At 39.9% G+C, this 23081-nt stretch carries 19 protein-coding genes and 19 tRNA genes; 11 read left to right on the forward strand and 27 right to left on the reverse strand.

Annotated elements, in window-relative coordinates:
* Nucleotides 1-2: 2 nt before the first annotated feature.
* Complete coding sequence (locus RF53_RS03770; protein WP_006793414.1) at nt 3-1061, reverse strand: PhoH family protein; 1059 nt, start codon at nt 1059-1061, stop codon at nt 3-5.
* 51 nt (nt 1062-1112) lie between these two features.
* The gene (gene miaB / locus RF53_RS03775) at nt 1113-2561 is read right to left on the reverse strand and encodes a tRNA (N6-isopentenyl adenosine(37)-C2)-methylthiotransferase MiaB (protein WP_010556002.1); all 1449 of its coding nucleotides are present in this window, start codon (nt 2559-2561) and stop codon (nt 1113-1115) included.
* A 244-nt stretch (nt 2562-2805) separates the two neighbouring features.
* Here miaB and RF53_RS03780 point away from each other — a divergent pair, with 244 nt between their 5' ends.
* Both RF53_RS03780 and RF53_RS03785 read left to right on the forward strand, forming a co-directional pair.
* Nucleotides 2806-3987, forward strand: coding sequence for an FAD-dependent monooxygenase (locus tag RF53_RS03780; RefSeq protein ID WP_039036656.1), 1182 nt, complete (start codon nt 2806-2808; stop codon nt 3985-3987).
* Between the two features lie 181 nt (nt 3988-4168).
* Complete coding sequence (locus tag RF53_RS03785) at nt 4169-5743, forward strand: putative bifunctional diguanylate cyclase/phosphodiesterase (protein WP_039036657.1); 1575 nt, start codon at nt 4169-4171, stop codon at nt 5741-5743.
* Between the two features lie 303 nt (nt 5744-6046).
* Here the strand turns inward: RF53_RS03785 and RF53_RS03790 are convergent.
* From RF53_RS03790 to lolB, 25 genes are all read right to left on the reverse strand, one after another.
* Nucleotides 6047-6121: transfer RNA gene (locus RF53_RS03790), tRNA-Gln, on the reverse strand.
* A 39-nt stretch (nt 6122-6160) separates the two neighbouring features.
* Nucleotides 6161-6245: transfer RNA gene (locus RF53_RS03795), tRNA-Leu, on the reverse strand.
* A gap of 38 nt (nt 6246-6283) precedes the next feature.
* Nucleotides 6284-6358, reverse strand: a tRNA-Gln gene (locus RF53_RS03800).
* Between the two features lie 40 nt (nt 6359-6398).
* A tRNA-Leu gene (locus RF53_RS03805) sits at nt 6399-6483 on the reverse strand.
* A 65-nt stretch (nt 6484-6548) separates the two neighbouring features.
* Nucleotides 6549-6623: transfer RNA gene (locus RF53_RS03810), tRNA-Gln, on the reverse strand.
* A gap of 40 nt (nt 6624-6663) precedes the next feature.
* Nucleotides 6664-6748, reverse strand: a tRNA-Leu gene (locus RF53_RS03815).
* Nucleotides 6749-6813: 65 nt separating this feature from the next.
* A tRNA-Gln gene (locus RF53_RS03820) sits at nt 6814-6888 on the reverse strand.
* Between the two features lie 40 nt (nt 6889-6928).
* Nucleotides 6929-7013, reverse strand: a tRNA-Leu gene (locus RF53_RS03825).
* Between the two features lie 95 nt (nt 7014-7108).
* A tRNA-Met gene (locus RF53_RS03830) sits at nt 7109-7185 on the reverse strand.
* 5 nt (nt 7186-7190) lie between these two features.
* A tRNA-Gln gene (locus RF53_RS03835) sits at nt 7191-7265 on the reverse strand.
* A gap of 40 nt (nt 7266-7305) precedes the next feature.
* Nucleotides 7306-7390, reverse strand: a tRNA-Leu gene (locus RF53_RS03840).
* Nucleotides 7391-7428: 38 nt separating this feature from the next.
* Nucleotides 7429-7503: transfer RNA gene (locus RF53_RS03845), tRNA-Gln, on the reverse strand.
* Nucleotides 7504-7543: 40 nt separating this feature from the next.
* A tRNA-Leu gene (locus RF53_RS03850) sits at nt 7544-7628 on the reverse strand.
* 38 nt (nt 7629-7666) lie between these two features.
* Nucleotides 7667-7741: transfer RNA gene (locus RF53_RS03855), tRNA-Gln, on the reverse strand.
* 40 nt (nt 7742-7781) lie between these two features.
* A tRNA-Leu gene (locus RF53_RS03860) sits at nt 7782-7866 on the reverse strand.
* A 95-nt stretch (nt 7867-7961) separates the two neighbouring features.
* Nucleotides 7962-8038, reverse strand: a tRNA-Met gene (locus tag RF53_RS03865).
* A 5-nt stretch (nt 8039-8043) separates the two neighbouring features.
* Nucleotides 8044-8118 (reverse strand) — tRNA-Gln (locus RF53_RS03870).
* Nucleotides 8119-8158: 40 nt separating this feature from the next.
* Nucleotides 8159-8243 (reverse strand) — tRNA-Leu (locus RF53_RS03875).
* 47 nt (nt 8244-8290) lie between these two features.
* Nucleotides 8291-8367: transfer RNA gene (locus tag RF53_RS03880), tRNA-Met, on the reverse strand.
* A gap of 318 nt (nt 8368-8685) precedes the next feature.
* Nucleotides 8686-9777 carry a redox-regulated ATPase YchF gene (gene ychF, locus RF53_RS03885; protein WP_008133148.1) on the reverse strand — a complete coding sequence of 364 codons (1092 nt, stop codon included), beginning with the start codon at nt 9775-9777 and terminating at the stop codon, nt 8686-8688.
* Between the two features lie 53 nt (nt 9778-9830).
* On the reverse strand, nt 9831-10415 hold the full coding sequence (pth, locus tag RF53_RS03890; protein WP_008133146.1) for an aminoacyl-tRNA hydrolase: 585 nt from the start codon (nt 10413-10415) through the stop codon (nt 9831-9833).
* 18 nt (nt 10416-10433) lie between these two features.
* Nucleotides 10434-11051, reverse strand: a complete 618-nt coding sequence (locus RF53_RS03895; protein WP_008133144.1) for a 50S ribosomal protein L25/general stress protein Ctc — start codon at nt 11049-11051, stop codon at nt 10434-10436.
* Between the two features lie 150 nt (nt 11052-11201).
* A complete protein-coding gene (locus tag RF53_RS03900) occupies nt 11202-12149 on the reverse strand; it encodes a ribose-phosphate pyrophosphokinase (RefSeq protein WP_008133143.1) in 948 nt (315 codons plus the stop codon).
* Nucleotides 12150-12237: 88 nt separating this feature from the next.
* Nucleotides 12238-13095 carry a 4-(cytidine 5'-diphospho)-2-C-methyl-D-erythritol kinase gene (gene ispE / locus RF53_RS03905; RefSeq protein ID WP_010556006.1) on the reverse strand — a complete coding sequence of 286 codons (858 nt, stop codon included), beginning with the start codon at nt 13093-13095 and terminating at the stop codon, nt 12238-12240.
* A 2-nt stretch (nt 13096-13097) separates the two neighbouring features.
* Complete coding sequence (gene lolB, locus RF53_RS03910; RefSeq protein ID WP_082014419.1) at nt 13098-13685, reverse strand: lipoprotein insertase outer membrane protein LolB; 588 nt, start codon at nt 13683-13685, stop codon at nt 13098-13100.
* An 83-nt stretch (nt 13686-13768) separates the two neighbouring features.
* Between lolB and hemA the strand changes: the two genes are divergently transcribed.
* The 9 genes from hemA (at nt 13769) to RF53_RS03955 (ending at nt 23080) form a co-directional block, all read left to right on the forward strand.
* Nucleotides 13769-15025: a glutamyl-tRNA reductase gene (gene hemA / locus RF53_RS03915; RefSeq protein WP_170865573.1), complete on the forward strand. Its 1257-nt coding sequence runs from the start codon at nt 13769-13771 to the stop codon at nt 15023-15025.
* Between the two features lie 7 nt (nt 15026-15032).
* Entirely contained in the window at nt 15033-16118 is a 1086-nt protein-coding gene (prfA, locus tag RF53_RS03920; RefSeq protein ID WP_006794503.1) for a peptide chain release factor 1, read from the forward strand.
* A 2-nt stretch (nt 16119-16120) separates the two neighbouring features.
* Nucleotides 16121-16960: a peptide chain release factor N(5)-glutamine methyltransferase gene (gene prmC / locus RF53_RS03925; RefSeq protein WP_039036658.1), complete on the forward strand. Its 840-nt coding sequence runs from the start codon at nt 16121-16123 to the stop codon at nt 16958-16960.
* A gap of 56 nt (nt 16961-17016) precedes the next feature.
* A complete protein-coding gene (locus tag RF53_RS03930; protein ID WP_200888038.1) occupies nt 17017-18558 on the forward strand; it encodes a DUF3369 domain-containing protein in 1542 nt (513 codons plus the stop codon).
* A 28-nt stretch (nt 18559-18586) separates the two neighbouring features.
* Nucleotides 18587-18961 carry a SirB2 family protein gene (locus RF53_RS03935; protein ID WP_039036659.1) on the forward strand — a complete coding sequence of 125 codons (375 nt, stop codon included), beginning with the start codon at nt 18587-18589 and terminating at the stop codon, nt 18959-18961.
* A gap of 144 nt (nt 18962-19105) precedes the next feature.
* Nucleotides 19106-19933, forward strand: a complete 828-nt coding sequence (locus tag RF53_RS03940) for a tetratricopeptide repeat protein (RefSeq protein WP_039036660.1) — start codon at nt 19106-19108, stop codon at nt 19931-19933.
* 14 nt (nt 19934-19947) lie between these two features.
* Nucleotides 19948-21201 (forward strand): DUF819 family protein, encoded by a 1254-nt coding sequence (locus RF53_RS03945; RefSeq protein ID WP_039036661.1) that lies wholly within the window; start codon nt 19948-19950, stop codon nt 21199-21201.
* A 9-nt stretch (nt 21202-21210) separates the two neighbouring features.
* Nucleotides 21211-22065 (forward strand): 3-deoxy-8-phosphooctulonate synthase, encoded by an 855-nt coding sequence (gene kdsA / locus RF53_RS03950; protein ID WP_039036662.1) that lies wholly within the window; start codon nt 21211-21213, stop codon nt 22063-22065.
* 118 nt (nt 22066-22183) lie between these two features.
* Nucleotides 22184-23080, forward strand: a complete 897-nt coding sequence (locus RF53_RS03955) for a transcriptional regulator GcvA (protein ID WP_006794510.1) — start codon at nt 22184-22186, stop codon at nt 23078-23080.
* The last annotated feature ends 1 nt before the right edge of the window (nt 23081 follow it).

A 23081-nucleotide genomic window follows, 5' to 3' on the forward strand; every position in this document is an offset into this window, starting at 1 on the left:
TATTACTCTTTAGTAGTAGAGTTAAGTTGAGCAGCTAGCTCGTCTTTTGCTTTTTGCTTTTCAATTCGCTTCAAGCGCTCGCTCTCATCGTTACGCTCGTATGCTTCAACAATGCGCGCAACAACAGGGTGGCGCACTACATCGTGTGCTTTGAAGTAATTAAAACTAATTTCATCTACACTGTCGAGCACTTCAATAGCATGGCGCAGGCCAGAGCGTGTACCGCGCGGTAAATCAACTTGGGTTATATCACCAGTGATCACCGCTTTTGAATTAAACCCTATACGGGTTAAAAACATTTTCATTTGTTCTGCTGTGGTATTTTGACTTTCATCTAAAATAATAAACGCATCGTTTAATGTACGACCACGCATATAAGCAAGGGGTGCAACTTCAATGATATTTTTTTCTATTAGCTTTTCGACTTTTTCAAAACCGAGCATCTCGAATAGCGCATCGTAAAGCGGGCGCAGGTATGGGTCAATTTTTTGGCTTAAGTCACCAGGTAAAAAACCAAGCTTTTCACCAGCTTCTACAGCGGGGCGCGTTAACAAAATACGACGAATTTCTTGTCGCTCAAGGGCATCAACTGCGGCAGCTACTGCTAGATAGGTTTTACCTGTACCAGCAGGGCCTATACCAAAAGTAATGTCGTGATTTAATATATTGGCAACGTAAAGGCCTTGGTTGTCGTTTCGCGGCTTAATAACACCACGGCGCGTTTTTATAACCATTTCTTTGCCGTATGCACTGCTTGAAGCATCTTGCTCTAGGGCTTTAGATTCGGTAATTGCCAAGTGAACATTATCAGGTTCTATTTCACCAATAACACCGCGCACAGGTTGAGTATCAACATATAGATTTTTTAAGATTTCGACCGCAGAGGCACTATTGAGTAGCTTTCCCGTTACTTTAAAAAAGTTGTCACGGTGAATAATTTCAACAGCTAGGCGGCGTTCAATTTGTTTGATGTTTTCGTCAAACGGGCCACATAAAGAAGAAAGGCGTTTGTTATCGGCAGGTTCTAAATAAATCTCTAATGTTTTTAACTGATTACTCAAAATTGCTTCCTATAGAACGGCGCCAGTATTTACTGGCGCTAGGTATATTGACTAAGGAACGAAAGTAGCTACGCCAATCTCGTTAACAGTCTCTGGTTTTGGCTCACTGCTTGCTGCTTTGGTTAAAATAGCTGATGGAGCGATATCGCGTCGTAAGTTCATTTCTGATTCTGTACGAATTAAGTCACCACGTAAAGAGTTAGGCAGCGCTTCAGTAATACGTACGTCAACGAACTGGCCGATCACCGAATGTGGACCAACAAAGTTAACAACACGGTTATTTTCGGTACGACCGCGTAATTCCATTGGATTCTTTTTCGATGGACCTTCAACCAAAATACGCTGTTCTGTATCGAACATTTGGCGGCTAATGTGCTGTGCCATTTGTGTAATACGGTTCTGTAACAGGTATAAGCGTTCTTTTTTCTCTTGCTCAGTTACGTCGTCTGGTAAATCTGCCGCAGGTGTACCAGGGCGTGCGCTATAAATAAAGCTAAAGCTCATATCAAACCCAATATCGTTGATAAGGTTCATAGTGGCTTCAAAATCAGCTTTACTCTCACCCGGGAACCCGATAATGAAATCTGACGACATGCTTAAGTTAGGGCGAATTTTACGCAGCTTTCTAATTGTTGATTTGTATTCAAGTGCTGTATGGCCGCGTTTCATTAGGTTTAGTATACGGTCAGAGCCACTTTGTACTGGTAAATGCAGGTGATCTACAAGCTCTGGTACGTCAGCATATGCATCAATAATATCTGGTGTAAATTCTACTGGATGCGATGTGGTATAACGAATACGGTCAATACCATCAATTGCAGCAATTAATCGAATTAAATCTGAGAAGTAACAAATGTCGCCATCGTGAGTATCACCACGGTATGCGTTCACATTTTGCCCCAATAGATTTACTTCACGCACGCCTTGCTCTGCAAGTTGTGCCACTTCAAGGAGTACGTCATCAACTGGGCGGCTAACTTCTTCGCCACGGGTATAAGGTACAACACAAAAGGTACAATACTTAGAACACCCTTCCATTATTGATACAAACGCAGAAGGGCCTTCGGCTTTTGGCTCAGGTAGGCGGTCAAACTTTTCAATTTCTGGGAACGAAATATCAACAACTGACGAACCTTTATTACCTTGCACTTGCTTAATCATTTCAGGTAAACGGTGCAGTGTTTGTGGGCCAAAAATAACATCTACAAATGGAGCTCGCTGGCGAATAGAATCACCTTCTTGAGAGGCAACACAGCCACCTACACCAATAATTAGCTCTGGCTTGTCGTCTTTTAACAACTTCCAACGGCCTAATTGGTGAAATACTTTTTCTTGTGCTTTTTCACGAATTGAACAGGTGTTAAGTAAGATTACGTCGGCATCTGTTGCATCTTCAGTTAGCTGGTAGCCATTGGTGGCATCTAAAAGTTCAGCCATTTTCTGAGAGTCGTATTCGTTCATCTGACAACCCCAGGTTTTGATATGCAGCTTTTTGCTCATTGAAATTTAGCCTCGTGTTCAATTCGATAATGGCACAAATATGTGCTTGAAACAGAATTAAGGAGCAAGCTTGCTCACTTAAAGGACGCGTATTTTAGCTGGATACCCGCCCAGATCCAAGTATAGTTTTCATGTTTGTGATCTCAAATCAAACTCAGACGAGTTTAATAGCTTGATAGTTATATACTCTCGCACTATAGCGGTGAGTTACGGTACAATTAAAATAGATTAACGTATTAACAAAATGATGAAAAACATGACTCAAAATAATGTGATAGTGGTTGGCGGCGGCATGGTTGGTGCGGCAATGGCAATAAAATTAGCACAACAGGGTAAGTCAGTGCGCATTATCGAAAAACACCTAATCGATCCGTCTCATGTTTTGAGTAATGACAACGTTGATATAAGAGTATCAGCTATTAATCGTTTTTCTGAAAAGTTACTCGATGGTTTAGGGGCCATGCCCATTTTAAGAAAAGGCCGGATTGCGCCATACCAACAGTTAGAAGCTTTTGAACGCGGCGACGATAAATTGTTATTTGATTGCGCCGACATTAATACCACGCATTTGGGCCACTTAATCGAAAACAGTTTAATACAAGCCAGTTTATGGATGCAGTTTGAGCAATACGACATTGAAGTCATCGAGCAAAAACAGGTTGTTAGTAAAATTGAACAAAATGCCGATTCGATTACCTTAATATATGGCGAGCAACGTTATACCGCCAGCTTAGTGGTTGCAGCCGATGGCGGACAATCACAATTACGAACTAAAGCAAATATTGGTGTAACCGGTTGGCAGTACCAGCAGCAATGTATGGGCGTACTTATTAAATTGGACGCACCTCAACAAATAAAGACATGGCAGCAATTTACGCCATCAGGCCCATTGGCTTTTTTACCTATGCAAGCACCCTACGCTAATTTAATTTGGTACGACGATGCCAACACATTAAACACATTTAAAGGATTAGATGGAGCACAATTAAAAAGTCATATTGTGGCTAAGTTCCCTGGCCTTGTAGGTGATTTTGAAGTGCAAAGTCATGCAGTGTTTCCAATTACTCGTCAACATGCTAATAATTATTCTTGTGGTCGTCTGGTGTTAGTAGGCGATGCTGCGCACACTATTAATCCATTGGCTGGGCAGGGCGTTAACTTGGGTTTCCAGGACGTGGTCGCCTTAGCCACTATATTAAATGATGCAACCGACGTCGGATGCGCGTTAAAGCTGCAAGAGTACGAACGCACTCGCCGAAAAGCTAACTTATTAATGATGAGTATGATGGATGCCTGCTATTTTGGTTTTTCAAACCAAATAGCCCCACTAAAATGGGCGCGTAGCCAATTTCTAAAAATGGCTAACAATACTGGGGTGGTAAAAAACTGGGTATTAAAGTACGCAATTAGCGGTGAATTTAGCTAAGAATATGCGTTTACATTTAAGATATGCATTTTACTCATTAAACCAATTTGTAATCATTTGACTATTCAGCTCTTAAAATGAGCGTTCACAAGTTATTTTAAAGCTCTTAATCCTAATTTTATTTCCCTTTTACGTATATTTGCCATACTCAAGCAATAAGAAGTCTTTAGTTTGAGGGCCTATGGAAAGTTTATTAATTGTAATCTTATTTGGTATTTTGCTGTTAGGTTTTAGCATTCAGCCAATAATAACAATATGCAAAAAGACTAAAAATATGGCATGGAGTTTACTTCTTGCTTTAGTTGTCTTATTTATTTTTGGGTATTGTTGGATATTACATTATTTTGCAAATAACACTTTAGATAACTTGGTCTTAATTAGTATCTCACTCATTTTATTAGGAGGGGGTATTTTTGTATTTCTAATAATGCGCCTCAGCTTAAAAAGTATTTTAGAAATAGAAAAGTCTGAAAATCATCAACGATTCCTAGCAGAGCATGACAGCTTAACAAGCCTCCCTAATCGCAAGTGTTTTTTTAATCTATTGATTCAGCATATTAATAATGAGCAACCATTTAGTTTATTTTTATTTGATTTAAGTAATTTTAAACGTGTAAATGAGCTCTACGGTAATAGCTTAGGAGATGAATTGTTGTGCATATTCTCCAAAACGTTAAATCTAAATTTATTAAACATAGGTGAACTGCACCGAATTGGCGGTGATGAATTTGCGTTAATTTTAGATTCAGCAAATGAGCAAGATATTTATGATTGTATTGAAGTTATAAAGGGCTCTGTTGAAGAGCCTTTTTTCATTAGTGCGCAAAAAGTATGGTTAAAGCTAAAAGTCGGCGTTAGCTCATATCCTCAAGATGCGTTTTATGCCAATGAGTTATTTAAAAATGCAGATTTAGCTTTACTTGAAGCTAAAAGCACACAGCAATTATTTGTTAATTATTTTGAAGGATTGAGTGAAAGGGCTGATAACTTTCTTGATATGACTACAAAAATAAAAAACGCCCTTATAAACCATGAGTTTGAGCTTTATTTTCAGCCAATATTTTGCACTCGTTTTGACGAAATACATGGTGCAGAAGTATTAATTAGGTGGCCGCAGAAGGACGGTTCGTTTATTACTCCTGATCAATTTATCAAAGTGGCTGAGCGTACGGGGATGATTCTTAATATCACTCAATGGGTTGTAATTGAAACAATAAAAAATTTACAGCGTCTAAAATCGTTAGGTTTTACTGGCACCATGCACGTAAATTTATCAACACGAGACCTTGAAAGTGAGAGTTTTGTGGAGTTTATAGAAGAGCTCCTTAAAGAAGACCCTACGTTAAGTAACTACATTGTTTTTGAAATTACAGAAGGTGCAATGATGACTGATTTGGAGGCTGCTCGAGCAATGATGTATAAGCTTAACAGTCGTGGATTTGAATTTAGTATAGATGACTTTGGTACCGGGTTTTCTTCCTTATCTTTACTGCGAGAGCTACCTATAAATCAAATTAAAATAGATCGGTCTTTCATTAATAATATGCTTACTAAGATAGCTGATTATGCAATTGTAGAATCGACGTTATTTTTAGCACATCGGCTCAATTGTAATGTGGTTGCAGAAGGAATCGAAACGAAGGAGCTACAAGAAGTACTTAAATCAATGAATTGTGAATTCCTTCAAGGCTATTATTTTAGCAAGCCACTACCTTTAGAGAGCTTTATAGAGAAATACTTAAATAAAGGCAGCTAAAGCATTATGTAGTAATAGCAATGCGTAATAAAATTTATGCGACTAAACTTGATGTTAGTAGTATTGAGATTTTTAATAAAACGACTAAGTAACTCAATTTTCACTATGAATCAGCAGTGTTTTTATTTACAGAATTAAATTATTAAACGTATTATTTTTTCAATCAGCTTCAGTACATTTATATCACGAGGTGTTTAGCGACTGATCTTAAAATATTGAATTAGTTGGATAGATTTTATAGAAGATGATCTATTGGATAATAGAATTTATTTTAGATGGTACAAAGGAGAACGGTTAGAAAATTGGCTGGGATACCAGGATTTGAACCTGGGAATGCCAGGATCAAAACCTGGTGCCTTACCGCTTGGCGATATCCCAACTTTAAATTTGGATGAGTTTTAGTTCTAATTAAGAACGTGGTGCGGAAGGAGAGACTTGAACTCTCACATCCTAAGATACTGGAACCTAAATCCAGCGCGTCTACCAATTCCGCCACTCCCGCAGTTCTATTCTTTAGCAACATTCTTTGGTAGAAGAAGTTGGCTGGGATACCAGGATTTGAACCTGGGAATGCCAGGATCAAAACCTGGTGCCTTACCGCTTGGCGATATCCCAACAAAGAAATATTTGATTGTTTTAGTTCTAATCAAGAACGTGGTGCGGAAGGAGAGACTTGAACTCTCACATCCTAAGATACTGGAACCTAAATCCAGCGCGTCTACCAATTCCGCCACTCCCGCATATAGTTTTATGTTTATACTCATGACAGAGTTATTCTTTAACAACACTCTTTGGTAGAAGAAGTTGGCTGGGATACCAGGATTTGAACCTGGGAATGCCAGGATCAAAACCTGGTGCCTTACCGCTTGGCGATATCCCAACAAAGAAATATTTGATTGTTTTAGTTCTAATCAAGAACGTGGTGCGGAAGGAGAGACTTGAACTCTCACATCCTAAGATACTGGAACCTAAATCCAGCGCGTCTACCAATTCCGCCACTCCCGCATATAGTTTTATGTTTATACTCATGACAGAGTTATTCTTTAACAACACTCTTTGGTAGAAGAAGTTGGCTGGGATACCAGGATTTGAACCTGGGAATGCCAGGATCAAAACCTGGTGCCTTACCGCTTGGCGATATCCCAACAAAGAATTAGCTGATAATTTTAGTTCTAATCAAGAACATGGTGCGGAAGGAGAGACTTGAACTCTCACATCCTAAGATACTGGAACCTAAATCCAGCGCGTCTACCAATTCCGCCACTCCCGCATTTTTAACTTTGAATAATCAAAGAAAGGTAGTTATTTTAGACTCTTCATTGAGTTGCAATTTAACTCTTGCAGAGCCAATTCTTAAAAAAGAAATGGTGGCTAAGACGGGATTTGAACCTGTGACCCCATCATTATGAGTGATGTGCTCTAACCAGCTGAGCTACTTAGCCATTGTTGGCTGGGATACCAGGATTTGAACCTGGGAATGCCAGGATCAAAACCTGGTGCCTTACCGCTTGGCGATATCCCAACAATAAACAACTGATAGTTTTAATTCTTATCAAGAATAATGGTGCGGAAGGAGAGACTTGAACTCTCACATCCTAAGATACTGGAACCTAAATCCAGCGCGTCTACCAATTCCGCCACTCCCGCAGTTTTATTCTTTAGCAACATTCTTTGGTAGAAGAAGTTGGCTGGGATACCAGGATTTGAACCTGGGAATGCCAGGATCAAAACCTGGTGCCTTACCGCTTGGCGATATCCCAACAAAGAATTAGCTGATAATTTTAGTTCTAATCAAGAACATGGTGCGGAAGGAGAGACTTGAACTCTCACATCCTAAGATACTGGAACCTAAATCCAGCGCGTCTACCAATTCCGCCACTCCCGCATTTTTATTCTTTAGCAACATTCTTTGGTAGAAGAAGTTGGCTGGGATACCAGGATTTGAACCTGGGAATGCCAGGATCAAAACCTGGTGCCTTACCGCTTGGCGATATCCCAACAAAGAAATATCTGATAATTTTAGTTCTAATCAAGAACATGGTGCGGAAGGAGAGACTTGAACTCTCACATCCTAAGATACTGGAACCTAAATCCAGCGCGTCTACCAATTCCGCCACTCCCGCATTTTTAACTTTGAATAATCAAAGAAAGGTAGTTATTTTAGACTCTTCATTGAGTTGCAATTTAACTCTTGCAGAGCCAATTCTTAAAAAAGAAATGGTGGCTAAGACGGGATTTGAACCTGTGACCCCATCATTATGAGTGATGTGCTCTAACCAGCTGAGCTACTTAGCCATTGTTGGCTGGGATACCAGGATTTGAACCTGGGAATGCCAGGATCAAAACCTGGTGCCTTACCGCTTGGCGATATCCCAACAATAAACAACTGATAGTTTTAATTCTTATCAAGAATAATGGTGCGGAAGGAGAGACTTGAACTCTCACATCCTAAGATACTGGAACCTAAATCCAGCGCGTCTACCAATTCCGCCACTCCCGCACACAAGGTAGTTATTTTAAACTCTTCATTGAGCAACAAAAAATAAATGGTGGCTAAGACGGGATTTGAACCTGTGACCCCATCATTATGAGTGATGTGCTCTAACCAGCTGAGCTACTTAGCCATCTTTTTTGTTAGCACTTCATCGCTGAGTGCGGGGCGTATTATGCTGACATGACCCAAATTCGTCAACACCTTTTTTGCAAAAAAACGCTTAACTGTGTTTGTTTGCAGGAAAATTAAGCTAACAGGCTAAATTTTAATAAAAACGCCGTTTTTTTAACACCGATTAAAGAGGAAGTATAACAGGTTACGCTTTTTTAAAATTAACTTAGTGTTATTTATCCCCAAAAGCTAACAGTGTATATACGTTTAAAAAACAAAAAAGGCTCGTAAAAACGAGCCTTTAAAATTTATTTCCCTAAATAGAGGGAATAAATACTTATACGTTAAACAGGAAGTTCATTACATCGCCATCTTTAACAATGTACTCTTTACCTTCTTGGCGCATTTTACCCGCTTCTTTTGCACCACTTTCACCTTTACAGTTAATGTAGTCGTCATAAGCAATGGTTTGTGCACGGATAAATCCACGTTCAAAATCGGTATGAATTTTACCAGCAGCTTGTGGCGCTGTTGCACCTACAGGAATTGTCCAAGCTCGCACTTCTTTTACGCCTGCGGTAAAGTAAGTTTGTAGCTTGAGTAATTCGTAGCCGCCTCGAATTACAAGGTTAAGGCCTGGCTCTTCTAACCCAAGGTCAGCCATAAATTCGAGCTTGTCTTCATCATCAAGTTCAGATAACTCAGATTCGATTGCTGCGCACACAGGGACAACCACAGCGCCTTCTGATTCAGCTATAGCGCGAACGCGGTCAAGTAGTGGGTTATTCTCAAAACCATCCTCTGCTACGTTTGCAATATACATAGTTGGCTTGATAGTTAAGAAGTTAATAGAGCTGATAGCTGCTTTTTCTTCTTTAGTTAATTCTAACGATCGAAGTGTAAGGCCTTCATCAAGGTGTACTTTTACTTTTTCAAGCGCCGCATTTTGTTCTTTTGCGTCTTTATCGCCGCCTTTCGCTTTTTTAGCATTACGGAACATCGCTTTCTCAGCGCTGTCCATATCAGCAAGTACTAACTCAGTATTGATTACGTCAATATCGTCAGCAGGGTCAATGGTACCCGCTACGTGTATTACATTTTCGTCCTCAAAACAACGTACTACATGACCAATCGCATCAGTTTCACGGATATTCGCTAGGAACTGATTACCAAGGCCTTCACCTTTTGATGCGCCTTTTACAAGGCCAGCAATATCAACAAACTCCATACTTGTAGTAAGAATACGTTGTGGGTTTACAATTTTAGCAAGCTCGTCCAAGCGAGGATCTGGAACAGGTACCACACCTGTATTAGGCTCAATGGTACAAAAAGGAAAATTAGCGGCTTCAATACCCGCTTTAGTTAATGCATTGAAAAGCGTTGATTTACCTACGTTAGGCAAGCCAACGATGCCACATTTAAAACCCATAGTAAGATACCTTGTTTAGAATTCGTTTAACCGTGCACTTGGACTCAAGTTTATTAGGGTTTAAACGAATGAAGTCTGTTTTGTGCTTTTAGCACGCCGTCTTTTGCAAGTATTTCCATACAACGAACTGCTTCATCTACAGCAGCATCCATTTTTTCTTGGTCAACCTTTGGCGCTTTTCCAAGCACCCAGCCGGTAACCATTTCACGATGTCCTGGATGACCTATGCCAACACGTAAACGCATAAAATCTTTTTGATTTGCCATTTTTGCCATAATGTCTTTTAAGCCATTATGACCACCGTGTCCGCCCCCTTTTTTTAATTTGGCGACACCGGGCTCTAAATCCATCTCGTCATGTGCAACTAAGATATTTTCAACAGGGATTTTGAAAAAGTTGGCTAAACTACTGACCGCTTTACCACTTAAATTCATGTAAGTGGTGGGGATCAATAATTTGAATTCTTGGCCTTGGATTATCACTTTGCCAGTAAGGCCGTGATATTTAGGATCGTGTTTTAGCGTACAGTTGTAGCGTGCTGCGAGTTGCTCGATGAACCAAGCACCTGCATTGTGGCGTGTATTTGCGTATTCGGGGCCTGGATTAGCCAGGCCCACAAGCATTTGAATAGAATTCAAGGTGCGAGACCTTAAATATTATTCTGCAGCGTCTGAAGCTTCTTCGTCTTCAGCTGGAGCTGCTTTGTTTGCTTTGATTGTAACTACTGAAAGGTCATGGCCTTCGCCTTTACCTAATTCAACAGACGCAACGCCTGCAGGTAGTTGTAAATCAGAGATATGGATTGAATCACCAGCTACTAACTCAGAAACATTTACTTCAATGAATTCTGGTAATGCTTTTGGAAGACAAGAAATTTCAACATCAGTTAACTGGTGAACAACAGTTGCGCCAGCTTTAGTTACGATTTCTTCACCGATGAAGTGAAGAGGAACTTTAGTTGTTAATTTATGAGTTGCGTCTACACGTTGGAAATCAAGGTGAGTAAGCTTAGGCTTGAATGGGTGACGTTGAATATCTTTTAAGATAGCTTCAACTTTCTCGCCGCCTACATTAAGTGTAAGAATATGAGTGTAAAAACCTTCGTCTTCTTGTGCTTTGATCATATCTTTATGAGCAAAAGTAAGAGATAAAGCTTCTTTGTCAGCTCCGTAAAGGATTGCAGGAACTTTGTCTTCGCGACGTAGGCGGCGGCTCGCACCAGTACCAGTTTCTACGCGAAGTTCAGCGTCATATGTATAAGTTGTGTTAGACATGATGTCTCCAATTATTTAAAAGTTTAGGGCCTTTGCGACCAAGGTCCCTAGCCAAAAGGCGCGCTATCATACCACTGTGATTCAGTAAAATATACATAGCATACAAAAAAAGCGCCAAAAGGCGCTTTTGTTTTCAGCAAATACCTGAGATTAGTGCTCAAACATCGCTGAAATAGATTCTTCGTTGCTAATACGACGAATAGTTTCTGCTAACATATCAGCAAGCGTTAGCACTTTTACTTTATCAAGCGCTTTAAGTTCATCAGATAATGGAATTGAGTCGGTTACAATAACTTCGTCAATAACAGAATCACGTAAATTTTCAGCTGCTTTACCTGATAAAATAGGGTGAGTTGCATAAGCAAATACGCGTTTAGCACCATGTTCTTTAAGTGCTTCAGCGGCTTTACATAACGTACCGCCAGTATCAATCATGTCATCAACAATGATACAGTCACGGCCTTCTACATCACCAATAATATGCATTACCTGAGAAACATTTGCCTGTGGGCGGCGTTTATCAATAATAGCCAAATCAGTATCGTCTAATAGTTTTGCAATTGCACGTGCGCGCACTACACCACCAATATCCGGAGAAACAATAACAACATCATCAAAATGACGCTCTTTCATATCTTCAAGTAATACAGGGCTACCAAATACATTATCTACTGGTACATCAAAGAAGCCTTGAATTTGCTCTGCATGTAAATCAACCGTAAGTACACGGTCTACTCCTACACTCGATAAGAAATCGGCAACAACTTTAGCAGTGATTGGTACGCGGGCAGAACGTACGCGACGGTCTTGGCGGGCATAACCAAAATAAGGAATGACGGCAGTAATACGACCCGCAGATGCGCGACGAAGAGCATCAACCATAACGATAAGTTCCATAAGGTTATCGTTTGTAGGGGCACAGGTTGATTGCAAGATAAAAACATCCGAGCCACGAACATTTTCATTAATTTGAACACTGATCTCACCGTCGCTAAAACGGCCAACAACAGCATCGCCTAATTCAATATATAAACGTTTTGCAACTTTTTGAGCTAACTCAGGTGTTGCGTTACCAGCGAAGAGCTTCATGTCAGGCACGGTAGGGTTCCTCAGGCACTGAAATTTTGGACTAACGAGCAATGATAAAAATCATTACGAGTTAACTTATGATTACTTTTACGTTACTTCATTGATCGAAAATGGCGGTTAACTCCGTATGAGCAGGGGAGATATTAGCATTTGACGCTACAAATCCCTGCCAAGTATGGGGGAGGTTAGCAAGTACATGGCTAGCTTGAGCTTGTGTATCAAACTCTACAAAACAACATGAACCTGTTCCGGTCATCTTCGACGGAGCGTATTTTAGCAACCACTGGAGGGTTTTTTCAACCTCGGGGCATAGCTTTTTAACTAAAGGCTCACAATCGTTGTGCAAAGTTTGCTGTTTCCAATCACCTGAGATTTTTGGTGTATCGCGTTTTAAGTCGGGGTGAGTGAATATTTTAGCGGTGCTTACATGCTGGTTTGGGTGCACAACACAGTACCATTTTTGCGCAAGTTCAACACGGTGTAGTTTTTCCCCAATGCCTTGCGCAATGGCGCTTTCACCACGTATAAATACAGGCACATCAGCCCCTAATTGTAACCCTAAATTAGCAAGTTTATTAATGTCATAATTAATATTCCACAATTTATTGAGCGCTAATAGTGTTGTTGCCGCATCAGACGACCCCCCTCCAACACCTCCTCCCATAGGCAGTCGTTTTATCAAATTTATTTTTACACCGTGCTTTGTTTTAGTATCAGTTTGTAACATTAAAGCAGCTTTATAGATGAGATTATCTTCAAGTGGTATGTCTTTAGTATCACCAGTGATTAAAATTGATGATTCATCTGTTAACTCAAAAGAGAGCTCATCGCCGAAGTTTAAGAAGGTAAATAAGGTTTCTAATTCGTGATAACCGTCATCTCGGCGCGCATTAATATGTAAAAATAAATTGAGTTTTGCAGGTGCAATAAGTGAAAAAAAGGTTTTGCTATTCATAGTTAATTAAACTGCCAGTCATATAGTTGAATTTTAATTTTAATTTTTTGGTGTTTGAGCGTTAGTTTTGTAGGCAACCAATAACCAGCGGTTTGTATATAATCTGCATAGTTTATTTGCCATTTTTTACTTTCATTATCTAACCAAAGTACTTGTTTCGAACGGCCAAGTTCATCAACTTGCAACGTTTGTGAATCAATAGTGCCTTTAAGCCAGTTATCAGCATTATTAACAGGTAAAGCAAAGCCAGTTAAGCGCTTAAGCAGCGCAGATGCATTGGTATCTACATAAACTTTATCGTCAAATTCAAGCTCAGCAACATTGCGCGACTGTTTTAGTTGTAAAATGCGTGTGCCAATAAATGAAGTCAGTACTAAATTATTGTTGTTTTCTTGTTGCTGCCAATTTAAGTTTGCAGATTGGCGCTCATCGGGACTAATAAAAGCAAGTTTCCCCTCTACATGCCAAGTTTTTTGATTGGCGAGTTGACCTTTCCAGTTGTCGTAAATTGCTGTTTTATCGGGTAATTGTTGCGCGCAGCCACTTAAAAACATAAAAGTTATAGCTAATATTAAATAATGTCTAATCAAATGTTGTTCCTTACTTTCCATATTCCGCTGATTTTTGGTAAAATTGCCGCCTTTAAAGTAGGGCTCAGCAATATTTGGCAAACATGACCATAATAGCACTAGGTATAAATCACAAAACTGCTTCCGTAGAACTGCGTGAAAAAGTGGCTTTTTCGCCTGAGCAAATGTCAGAGGCGTTGCAGCAATTAAGTGGCCATGCCGACTTTAATGAAGCTGTGATCGTGTCTACCTGTAACCGAACAGAAATCTATTGTAGCCTTGCTCAGCAAAATTCCCAAACACTGTTAGCATGGCTTGCCAGTTTCCATGGCTTAGATGAACAGGAACTGAGTAATAACATTTATTGCCACGAGGGCAATCAAGCAATTAACCATTTAATGCGCGTTGCCTGCGGTTTAGATTCGCTTGTGTTAGGTGAACCGCAAATTTTAGGGCAAATTAAACAAGCCTATAATAGTGCTAAAACCCATGATGCAGTGGGTGTTACATTTGATCGTTTGTTTCAAAAGACATTTTCGGTTGCTAAAGAGGTCCGAACTGAAACTAACATAGGCGCCAGTGCAGTTTCGGTAGCGTTTGCGGCTGTTAATTTAGCTAAGCATATTTATGGCAAGCTTGATAAAACCAATGTGTTATTAATAGGTGCAGGCGAAACAATAGAACTGGTTGCTAAGCATTTGTATCAAAATGAGCCACAAAATATAACAGTAGCCAATAGAACAATTGAACGAGCCCGCAATTTAGCCGATGAAGTGTCTGCAGATGTCATTGCATTAGCGCAGTTGCCAGAGCGTTTGCATAACGCAGATATTATAATAAGCTCAACGGCCAGTACACTGCCTATTATTGGTAAAGGTGTTGTGGAGCAAGCACTAAAGCAGCGCCGTAACAAACCGATGTTGTTTATTGATATTGCGGTACCGCGCGACATTGAAAGCCAAGTTGGTGAGCTAGATGCGGCTTATTTATACTCGGTTGACGACTTACAAACGATTGTAAGTGAAAATATGGCAGCGCGAGAACAAGCTGCACAGCAGGCACAAATAATTATTACTGAGCGCACTAAAGAGTTTTGTATGTGGATGCGTTCACTCGATTCTGTGGGGTTAATTCGTCACTATCGAAACGATGTTCAAACAATTAAGTCGGAATTAGTAGAAAGAGCAGTTAGCCAGCTTTCTAGTGGTAAAGACGCAGAAAAAGTAATTTTAGAATTGGCCAATAAGTTAACCAACCGCTTAATGCACGCGCCTACCCGTGCCATTCAAGATGCGGCTAAAAAAGGTGAAGTGGCTCAATTAAATCAGTTGAAAAAAATGTTAGGTATTGATCAGGAATAACCGTTAAATGAAAGAGTCTGTTTATAATAAATTAGAAACGCTAGTAGAGCGCTACGAAGAAGTACAAGCACTGTTGAGCGACCCGTCGGTTATTAGCGATCAAAATCGCTTTCGTGGCCTTTCAAAAGAATACTCAGAGCTTGAAGAAATAGTTAAAACTTTTTTAGCATATCAACAAACAAAAGAAGATTTAGCAAGCGCTGAAGAGATGCTTAAAGACTCAGACCCTGATATGCGAGAAATGGCACAGGAAGAGTATAAAGAAGCTAAAGCACAAATATTAAGTCTTGAAGATGAAATTCAGGTATTAATGCTTCCTAAAGATCCAAAAGATAATAACAATGTATTTTTAGAAGTCCGCGCAGGTACAGGGGGTGATGAAGCCGCTATTTTTGCCGGTGATTTATTTAGAATGTACAGCCGTTTTGCTGAAACGCAAAAGTGGAAGTTAGAAGTAGTAACTACCAATGAAGGTGAACACGGTGGTTACAAAGAAGTCATTGCTAACATTAGCGGTGAAGGCGTATACGGTAAGCTTAAATTTGAGTCTGGCGTACACCGTGTTCAACGTGTACCAGAGACTGAATCGCAAGGTCGTGTTCATACATCGGCGTGCACCGTAGCGGTAATGGCAGAAATTCCAGAAGCTGAAGCAATTGAAATTAACACCGCCGATATAAAAGTAGATACTTTTAGAGCATCGGGTGCAGGTGGCCAGCACGTAAATAAAACTGACTCAGCAATTCGTATTACGCATTTACCTACTGGTGTGGTTGTTGAATGTCAAGATGAGCGTTCGCAACATAAAAACCGTGCTAAAGCGATGTCAGTACTTGCAGCACGTTTACAGCAAGCTGAAGATGAGAAGCGTCATGCAGCAGAAGCCTCTGAGCGTCGTAACTTAGTTGGTAGTGGTGACCGTTCTGAACGTATTCGTACATATAACTATCCGCAGGGACGTATAACCGATCACCGTATCAACTTAACGCTGTACCGCTTAAATGAAGTTGTAGCGGGTGATTTAGGTGCCATTGTAGACCCATTAATGCAAGAGCATCAGGCTGATTTACTTGCCGCAATGGGCGATGAGTAATAGTGAATCAAACTCTCGAGCAAGCTGTTGCTGCTGGCGCTAATTTATTAGCGCAAAGCAGCGAAAGTGCGAAATTAGACGCACAGGTATTACTTCTTCATGTTCTTGATAAACCACGTAGCTATCTTTTTACTTGGCCCGAAAGGTTGCTCAGTACAGAGCAACAACACTCCTTTGATACTCTTTGCGCTCGGCGATTAAGCGGCGAACCTGTAGCGCATATTACAGGGCAACGTGAGTTTTGGAGCTTAACCTTAGAAGTCAATGCAACAACGTTAATTCCGCGGCCAGATACTGAAACATTAGTTGAAGCTGCACTTGGTTTAGGAATTTCGGAAAATGCAAAAGTTCTGGACCTGGGAACAGGTACTGGGGCAATTGCATTGGCATTGGGTAGTGAAATGCCTTTGTGGAATATTACAGCGGTTGATAAAGTGACTGACGCTGTAGCGCTTGCAACTCGGAATCAACAGCGTCTAGGACTTGGTAATGTGCGTGTTAAACAAAGCAATTGGTTTAGCTCACTTGAAAATGAATATTTTGATCTTATAGTTACCAACCCACCGTACATAGAAAGTAATAACGAACATTTGGCTCAAGGCGATGTGCGATTTGAACCTTTATCCGCCTTAGTTGCTGAAGATTCAGGAATGTCTGATATTAAACAAATAATTACACAATCACGTGACTATTTGCTATCTAGTGGCTATCTTCTAATAGAGCACGGTTATGACCAAGGTTTTGCTGTTCGTGAATTTTTTAAAACGATGGCCTTTGTTAATATTAAAACGATAAAAGATCTTGGTGAAAATGACCGTGTAACGCTCGCACAGTGGCCATAATAAGCTTAATTATTACTGCATCCGTGTGTTAAATGTGTCATGTAGGAATTCTAATTATGATGGGTGACTTTTTATTTTCAGATGAGCCAGATACACCGGTAGATAACACCGATCTGGGCACCTGGAAAGTACTAATCGTTGATGACGAACCTGAAGTTCATGCAGTTACTAAATTGGCATTGAGTGATTTTGAGTTTCAAAATAAACGTTTAGAATTTATCAGCGCGTATTCTGGCGCTGAGGCTAAAACTTTAATTGATGAGCATAAAGACGCAGCAATTGTTCTACTTGATGTTGTAATGGAAACAGACGATGCAGGCCTACAAGTTGTAAAATACATTCGTGAAACCGCAAAAAATAACCACATTCGTATTATTTTACGCACCGGCCAACCTGGTCAGGCACCAGAACGCCAAGTAATAGTTAATTTTGATATTAACGACTACAAATCAAAAACAGAACTCACCGCACAAAAATTGTTTACAGTTATCATGTCGAGCCTTCGTTCGTACCGCGATATTATTTCAATAGAACAATCTCGTGTTGGCCTTGAGAAAATAATAACTGCATCACGCAATATTTTTTCTGCACATTCAATAGAGCATTTTATAGAAGGAGTAATGCAGCAACTTACATCATTGCTTGGTATTTCAGATCAGGCTATGTACGCGACCACCCTTGTTGCACAAAACCCAGCATCTCAGAACAATAAAATGATTATTTGTTCAGGTACCGGTGAGTTTGAAAAAAGTGAAGGTAAAGACCTTGAAGAGGTGCTACACGCAGAGCAACTAAGCGCATGCCAAGAAGCGTTAAATAATCAGTCTATTATCTACAAAGATAATTACCTATTTGCTTATTGCAGCAGTGAATATAACCACAGTTCAATGCTGTTTATCACAGGCATTCCAAATACACTAACCGATACACAACGCAACCTCGTTGAAATTTTTGCTCAAAATGTACAATTAGCCTTTGAAAATGTTCAGTTACAATCAGAAATTGAGGCCACGCAACAAGAGCTTGTTTACAGATTAAGTGAAGCGGTTGAACAACGCTCTACTGAAACAGGTAATCATGTAAAACGTGTTGCACATATTTGCCATGCTTTGGCGCTTGGTTATGGTTTATCTAAACAGCAAGCTGATTTGATTAGATTAGCTGCGCCTTTGCATGATGTAGGCAAAGTAGGTATCCCCGATTCGGTATTAAATAAGCCCGCAAGGCTTGATGCACCAGAGTGGGAAGTAATGAAAACCCACACTGATAAAGGCTATGGGATTTTAAAAGGATCAGCACATGAAATTGTCAGTGCAGGTGCCACTATAGCCAAGGAACATCACGAAAAGTGGGATGGTTCTGGTTACCCTGAAGGTTTAGCAGGGAATAAAATTAATATATTCGGCCGCATTGTGGCATTGGCTGATGTATATGATGCGTTAAGGCATAAACGCTGCTATAAAGATTCATGGACGCTCGAGCGTGTTGTTGAAGAGATAAACGCACAAAAAGGCACGCATTTTGAACCAAAGTTAGTTGATGTTTTTAACACAAACCTTGATGAACTTGAAATAATTATCAAACGTTACCCAGATTAATTTTATATAAATAGAAGAACAGAGGCATATGGATTATTTAGCAGTAAAGCACTCACACATGGCAATAGCAGCATTGAGTGTAGTTTTATTTTATATTCGATCTTTTTCACGAATGGGCAGTGGCAAAATTGCTCGTAATAAACTTGTATTTATTGGTAGCCATAGCATGGATACATTACTTTTAATTTCTGCATTTACACTCATGTATATGGGGAAGATAAACCCGTTTGAACAACATTGGTTATTAGAAAAAATTATATTAGTGGTTGCTTATATTGCTATTGGAATTATAAGCGCTAAGCAAACTAATTTTTTGGCTAAAATATCCTACCTTATTGTAAATACGTTTGTTATTTTAGCTATTGGTTATTTGGCAACAGCCAAGTCAGCATTACTACTTTAAGCCTTAAATAAATTTACCGAGCTTTAGTATCTCTAAAGCTCGAATATTCCCTCCATGCATTTGATCAAGTACATTTCGTTATTGGAATATATGGGTAGAATTAGGTAAACTACGCGTTCGTTTTCTAGAAATGTTGCAGTATTGATGACCACTTTTGGGTTTGATGAACACGATGACTCTTATATTGATGATGCTTACGATGACTTTACCCCTGCGGCAATTTATCGTTGCATTAAGGCTGAATCGAAATGGGATCCACAACTAGACTTAACAGACGCTTTTGATGTTCTTGCTGATTTTGAAAAACAAATTAATGCATTATGTATTGTTGTACCCGACTCTCATGAACGCTTAGATAAGTTGCTAGACACCTTTTACAGTACATGGCTATTTAGCGCTTCGAGTTTAAAAGTACCTGAGCATAAATTAAATAGCCTAAGCTACACCCTCACTATGCGTAGTGGCTCGCCAACTACTCTGGCAATTTTACTTTGTCATTTTTTACAACAGGCTAACCTCGATGCCAGTATGAGCCTAAATCAAGGCGATATAGGTGTTCATATTGCTATGAGCGATGAAGAAGGCTATTTGGTTGAGCCAAGTAGCGGTCAGCAAAGTTGGTATATTATTCCTGAAAATGCTGATGAAGCTGAAGGGCAAGAACAAGAGCCCTTAGAACTTATTTTTGACGATGAAGTTTATAAGCTTTTCTTAGCGCAGCAAAAGTGGTCTTTCATTAGTGAAAATAAATTTGGCCACGCATTAACATGCGTTGAAATGTTAATGGAATTAATTGGCGACGACCCCTACGAAAGGCGTGACAGAGGGTATTTATTAAATCAGCTCGATTGCCCTAAAATGGCCCGAGATGATCTACAATTTTTTGTAGATGAATGCCCAGATGATCCAGCAATAGAAATCATCCAGCACCAAATTGAAGAATTAGAAGATAATAATAAAACTCACCATTAATATTAGGGAATACCATGGTCGAAACACAAAGCGCATTAATCACCAATGATGCAGTTGTGCTTGGTTTACTTGCGGTTATTTTGGGGTTTATATTTAAAACCTCAAACAGCGAGCGCCCAGCATTAAAAACGTTCTATAAATATGTACCGGCTTTATTGCTTTGCTACTTTTTACCTTCTTTGCTTAATACGTTTGGTATTGTCGATGGTAATAAATCGAATGTTTATTACGTTGCTTCACGCTATTTATTACCTGCCTGTTTGATACTTTTAACTATTAGCATTGATTTAAAAGCGATTTTAAACTTAGGCCCTAAAGCACTAATTATGTTTTTAGTCGGAACGCTCGGTATTGTTATCGGCGGACCCCTGGCTATATTAGTTGTGAGCGCGGTAGACCCTACAATTGTAGGCGGGCATGGGCCAGATGCTGTATGGCGCGGCATGACCACCGTAGCTGGAAGCTGGATTGGCGGTGGTGCAAACCAAGCCTCAATGAAAGAAATGTTTGAGGTGGGCGGCGATATTTTTTCAGTGATGGTCACCGTTGATGTCATAGTGGCTAATATTTGGATGGCAGTTTTGTTACTAATGGCAGCTAACCATAAGAAAATTGATGCTGCTACAGGAGCAGACACCAGCGCCATTGAAGATTTAAAGCAGCGTGTTGAAAAATACCATGCAGAGCATGCGCGCATGCCAACGCTGAATGACTACATGACATTGCTTGCTATTGCATTTGGTATTACTGGTTTAGCCCATTTTTGCGCAGACTTTTTAGGGCCGTTTTTCGCTAATAATTATTCATGGGCAAAAGAGTACAGTTTAACCAGTAAGTTTTTCTGGTTAATTGTCATTTCAACTACCATTGGTATTAGTTTGTCTTTTACTAAAGTAAGACAGATTGAAGCATTTGGTGCATCTAAAGTAGCCTCAAGCTTTTTATACATTTTAGTTGCCTCAATTGGCTTACATATGAATGTAACCGCTATTTTTGATAACCCGGGCTTGTTCTTAGTGGGCGCTATTTGGATGCTAGTACATGCTGGTTTAATGTTGCTTGTTGCAAAATTAATTAAAGCACCGCTTTTTTATATGGCAGTAGGCTCGCAAGCTAATGTCGGAGGCGCAGCGTCTGCGCCTGTTGTTGCGTCAGCATTTCACCCTTCGCTTGCGCCTGTCGGTGTTTTACTGGCTGTATTAGGTTACGGAGTGGGTACATACATGGCTTATATTTGTGGATTAATGTTGCAAGCAGTTGCACCTTAAGGAATTAAAATGAAAGATCAAATTATCAAAATTAATGAAATTGAATTAGCAAACAACAAACCGTTTGTTTTATTTGGTGGTATGAACGTTTTAGAATCGCGCGATTTAGCCATGCGCATTGCAGAGCATTATGTAGAAGTGACGACAAAGCTAAACATACCATATGTGTTTAAAGCATCATTTGATAAAGCTAATCGTTCTTCAATCAACTCGTACCGTGGTCCGGGAATGGAAGAAGGGTTAAAAATATTTGAAGAAATTAAAAACACCTTCAATATTCCTCTTATCACTGACGTTCACGAACCGCATCAAGCGGCGCCGGTTGCTGAAGTGGTTGATGTTATTCAGTTGCCTGCTTTTTTAGCCCGTCAAACAGACCTAGTTGTTGCTATGGCAAAAACAGGTGCGATTATCAATGTTAAAAAGCCGCAATTTTTAGCACCACATGAAATGCGCCACATCATTACTAAATTTAATGAGGCTGGTAATAATAATATTGCACTTTGTGAGCGTGGCTCTAGCTTTGGGTATAATAACCTGGTTGTTGATATGTTAGGTATGGATGACATGAAAGCAATGGCACCCGTTATTTTTGATGCAACGCATGCGCTGCAACGCCCAGGTGGTCGTGCAGATTCAGCTGATGGGCGTCGAGCTCAAGCGGCAGAGTTAGCCAGAAGTGGAATGGCTTTGGGGATCGCTGGTTTATTTATCGAAGCACATCCAAACCCTAATGAAGCAAAGTGTGATGGACCATGTGCATTAGCCCTAAGCAAATTAGAAGGCTATCTATCGCAAATGAAAGCGGTAGATGATTTGGTTAAGAGTTTTGCGCCGTTAGATACCAGCGCTAGCGACTTATAAAAAGTAACCGCATAATAAAAAGCGACATTAGTCGCTTTTTTTACACCTTAAATATACTCTTTCTCGTCATGGGTATATAATTCATGCATAAGAAAAACTAATTCAAAGCTTGGTTATTATGTCAAGACGAGTCCCCCCATTAAACGCACTCAAAGCATTTGAAGCTGCAGCACGGCATTTAAGCTTTACAAAAGCCGCAGAAGAGCTTTATGTAACGCAAGCAGCTGTCAGTCATCAAATAAAAACACTCGAAGAACATTTAGGTTTAAAGCTATTTTTACGAAAAAATCGTTCGTTATTATTAACAGAAGAAGGCCAAGGTTATTTTTTAGATATTAAAGAAATTTTTACGCAACTGATTGATGCCACAGAAAAGTTACTTGCGCGAGGGGCTAAAGGCTCATTAACGGTAAGTTTAACACCTAGTTTTGCAATTCAATGGTTAGTGCCTCGTTTAAGTTTATTTAATGAATTACACCCTGAAATTGACGTAAGAATAAAAGCACAAGACCAAGACGAAAATTCGTTAAGTGACGATGTCGATATTGCCATTTACTACGGGCGTGGCCACTGGAATGGAGTGCAAGCTTATAAGTTACATACAGAGTATTTAGTGCCATTGTGCAGCCCTATGTTATTGAGTGGCCCCAAACCACTTGATCAACCCAGTGATTTAGCACAGCACACCTTATTGCATGACACTACACGTAAAAATTGGAAAACGTGGATGAAAACTGCGGGTGTACGTAACGTACAAGTAAATCAAGGGCCTATATTTAGCCACTCTTCTATGGTGCTGCAAGCTGCCGTTCATGGCCAAGGCGTTGCAATTGGGAATAGTGTGTTAGCCAAACCAGATATTGATGCAGGGCGACTAGTTATTCCGTTTAGCCACAGTCTAGAAAGTAAAAACGCTTATTATTTGGTGCTTCGTGAGTCACAAACTGAACTGGGAAAAATAGTGTCATTTAAAGAATGGATGCTAAGTTTGGTTGAACAAGAGCAAGAGTATTAAT

The sequence above is a fragment of the Pseudoalteromonas sp. ECSMB14103 genome, from assembly GCF_000813065.1.
Classification (GTDB): Bacteria; Pseudomonadota; Gammaproteobacteria; order Enterobacterales; family Alteromonadaceae; genus Pseudoalteromonas; species Pseudoalteromonas marina.

Excerpts from the sequence above, each read along its gene's own strand:
- RF53_RS03780 (WP_039036656.1), top strand. The coding sequence starts at position 2,806 with ATGATGAAAAACATGACTCAAAATAATGTGATAGTGGTTGGCGGCGGC.
- RF53_RS03940 (WP_039036660.1), top strand. The coding sequence starts at position 19,106 with ATGACCACTTTTGGGTTTGATGAACACGATGACTCTTATATTGATGAT.
- RF53_RS03955 (WP_006794510.1), top strand. The coding sequence starts at position 22,184 with ATGTCAAGACGAGTCCCCCCATTAAACGCACTCAAAGCATTTGAAGCT.
- RF53_RS03895 (WP_008133144.1), bottom strand. The coding sequence starts at position 11,051 with ATGTCTAACACAACTTATACATATGACGCTGAACTTCGCGTAGAAACT.
- ispE (WP_010556006.1), bottom strand. The coding sequence starts at position 13,095 with ATGAATAGCAAAACCTTTTTTTCACTTATTGCACCTGCAAAACTCAAT.
- RF53_RS03785 (WP_039036657.1), top strand. The coding sequence starts at position 4,169 with ATGGAAAGTTTATTAATTGTAATCTTATTTGGTATTTTGCTGTTAGGT.
- prfA (WP_006794503.1), top strand. The coding sequence starts at position 15,033 with ATGAAAGAGTCTGTTTATAATAAATTAGAAACGCTAGTAGAGCGCTAC.
- RF53_RS03945 (WP_039036661.1), top strand. The coding sequence starts at position 19,948 with ATGGTCGAAACACAAAGCGCATTAATCACCAATGATGCAGTTGTGCTT.
- miaB (WP_010556002.1), bottom strand. The coding sequence starts at position 2,561 with ATGAGCAAAAAGCTGCATATCAAAACCTGGGGTTGTCAGATGAACGAA.
- RF53_RS03935 (WP_039036659.1), top strand. The coding sequence starts at position 18,587 with ATGGATTATTTAGCAGTAAAGCACTCACACATGGCAATAGCAGCATTG.
- RF53_RS03930 (WP_200888038.1), top strand. The coding sequence starts at position 17,017 with ATGATGGGTGACTTTTTATTTTCAGATGAGCCAGATACACCGGTAGAT.
- ychF (WP_008133148.1), bottom strand. The coding sequence starts at position 9,777 with ATGGGTTTTAAATGTGGCATCGTTGGCTTGCCTAACGTAGGTAAATCA.
- kdsA (WP_039036662.1), top strand. The coding sequence starts at position 21,211 with ATGAAAGATCAAATTATCAAAATTAATGAAATTGAATTAGCAAACAAC.
- hemA (WP_170865573.1), top strand. The coding sequence starts at position 13,769 with ATGACCATAATAGCACTAGGTATAAATCACAAAACTGCTTCCGTAGAA.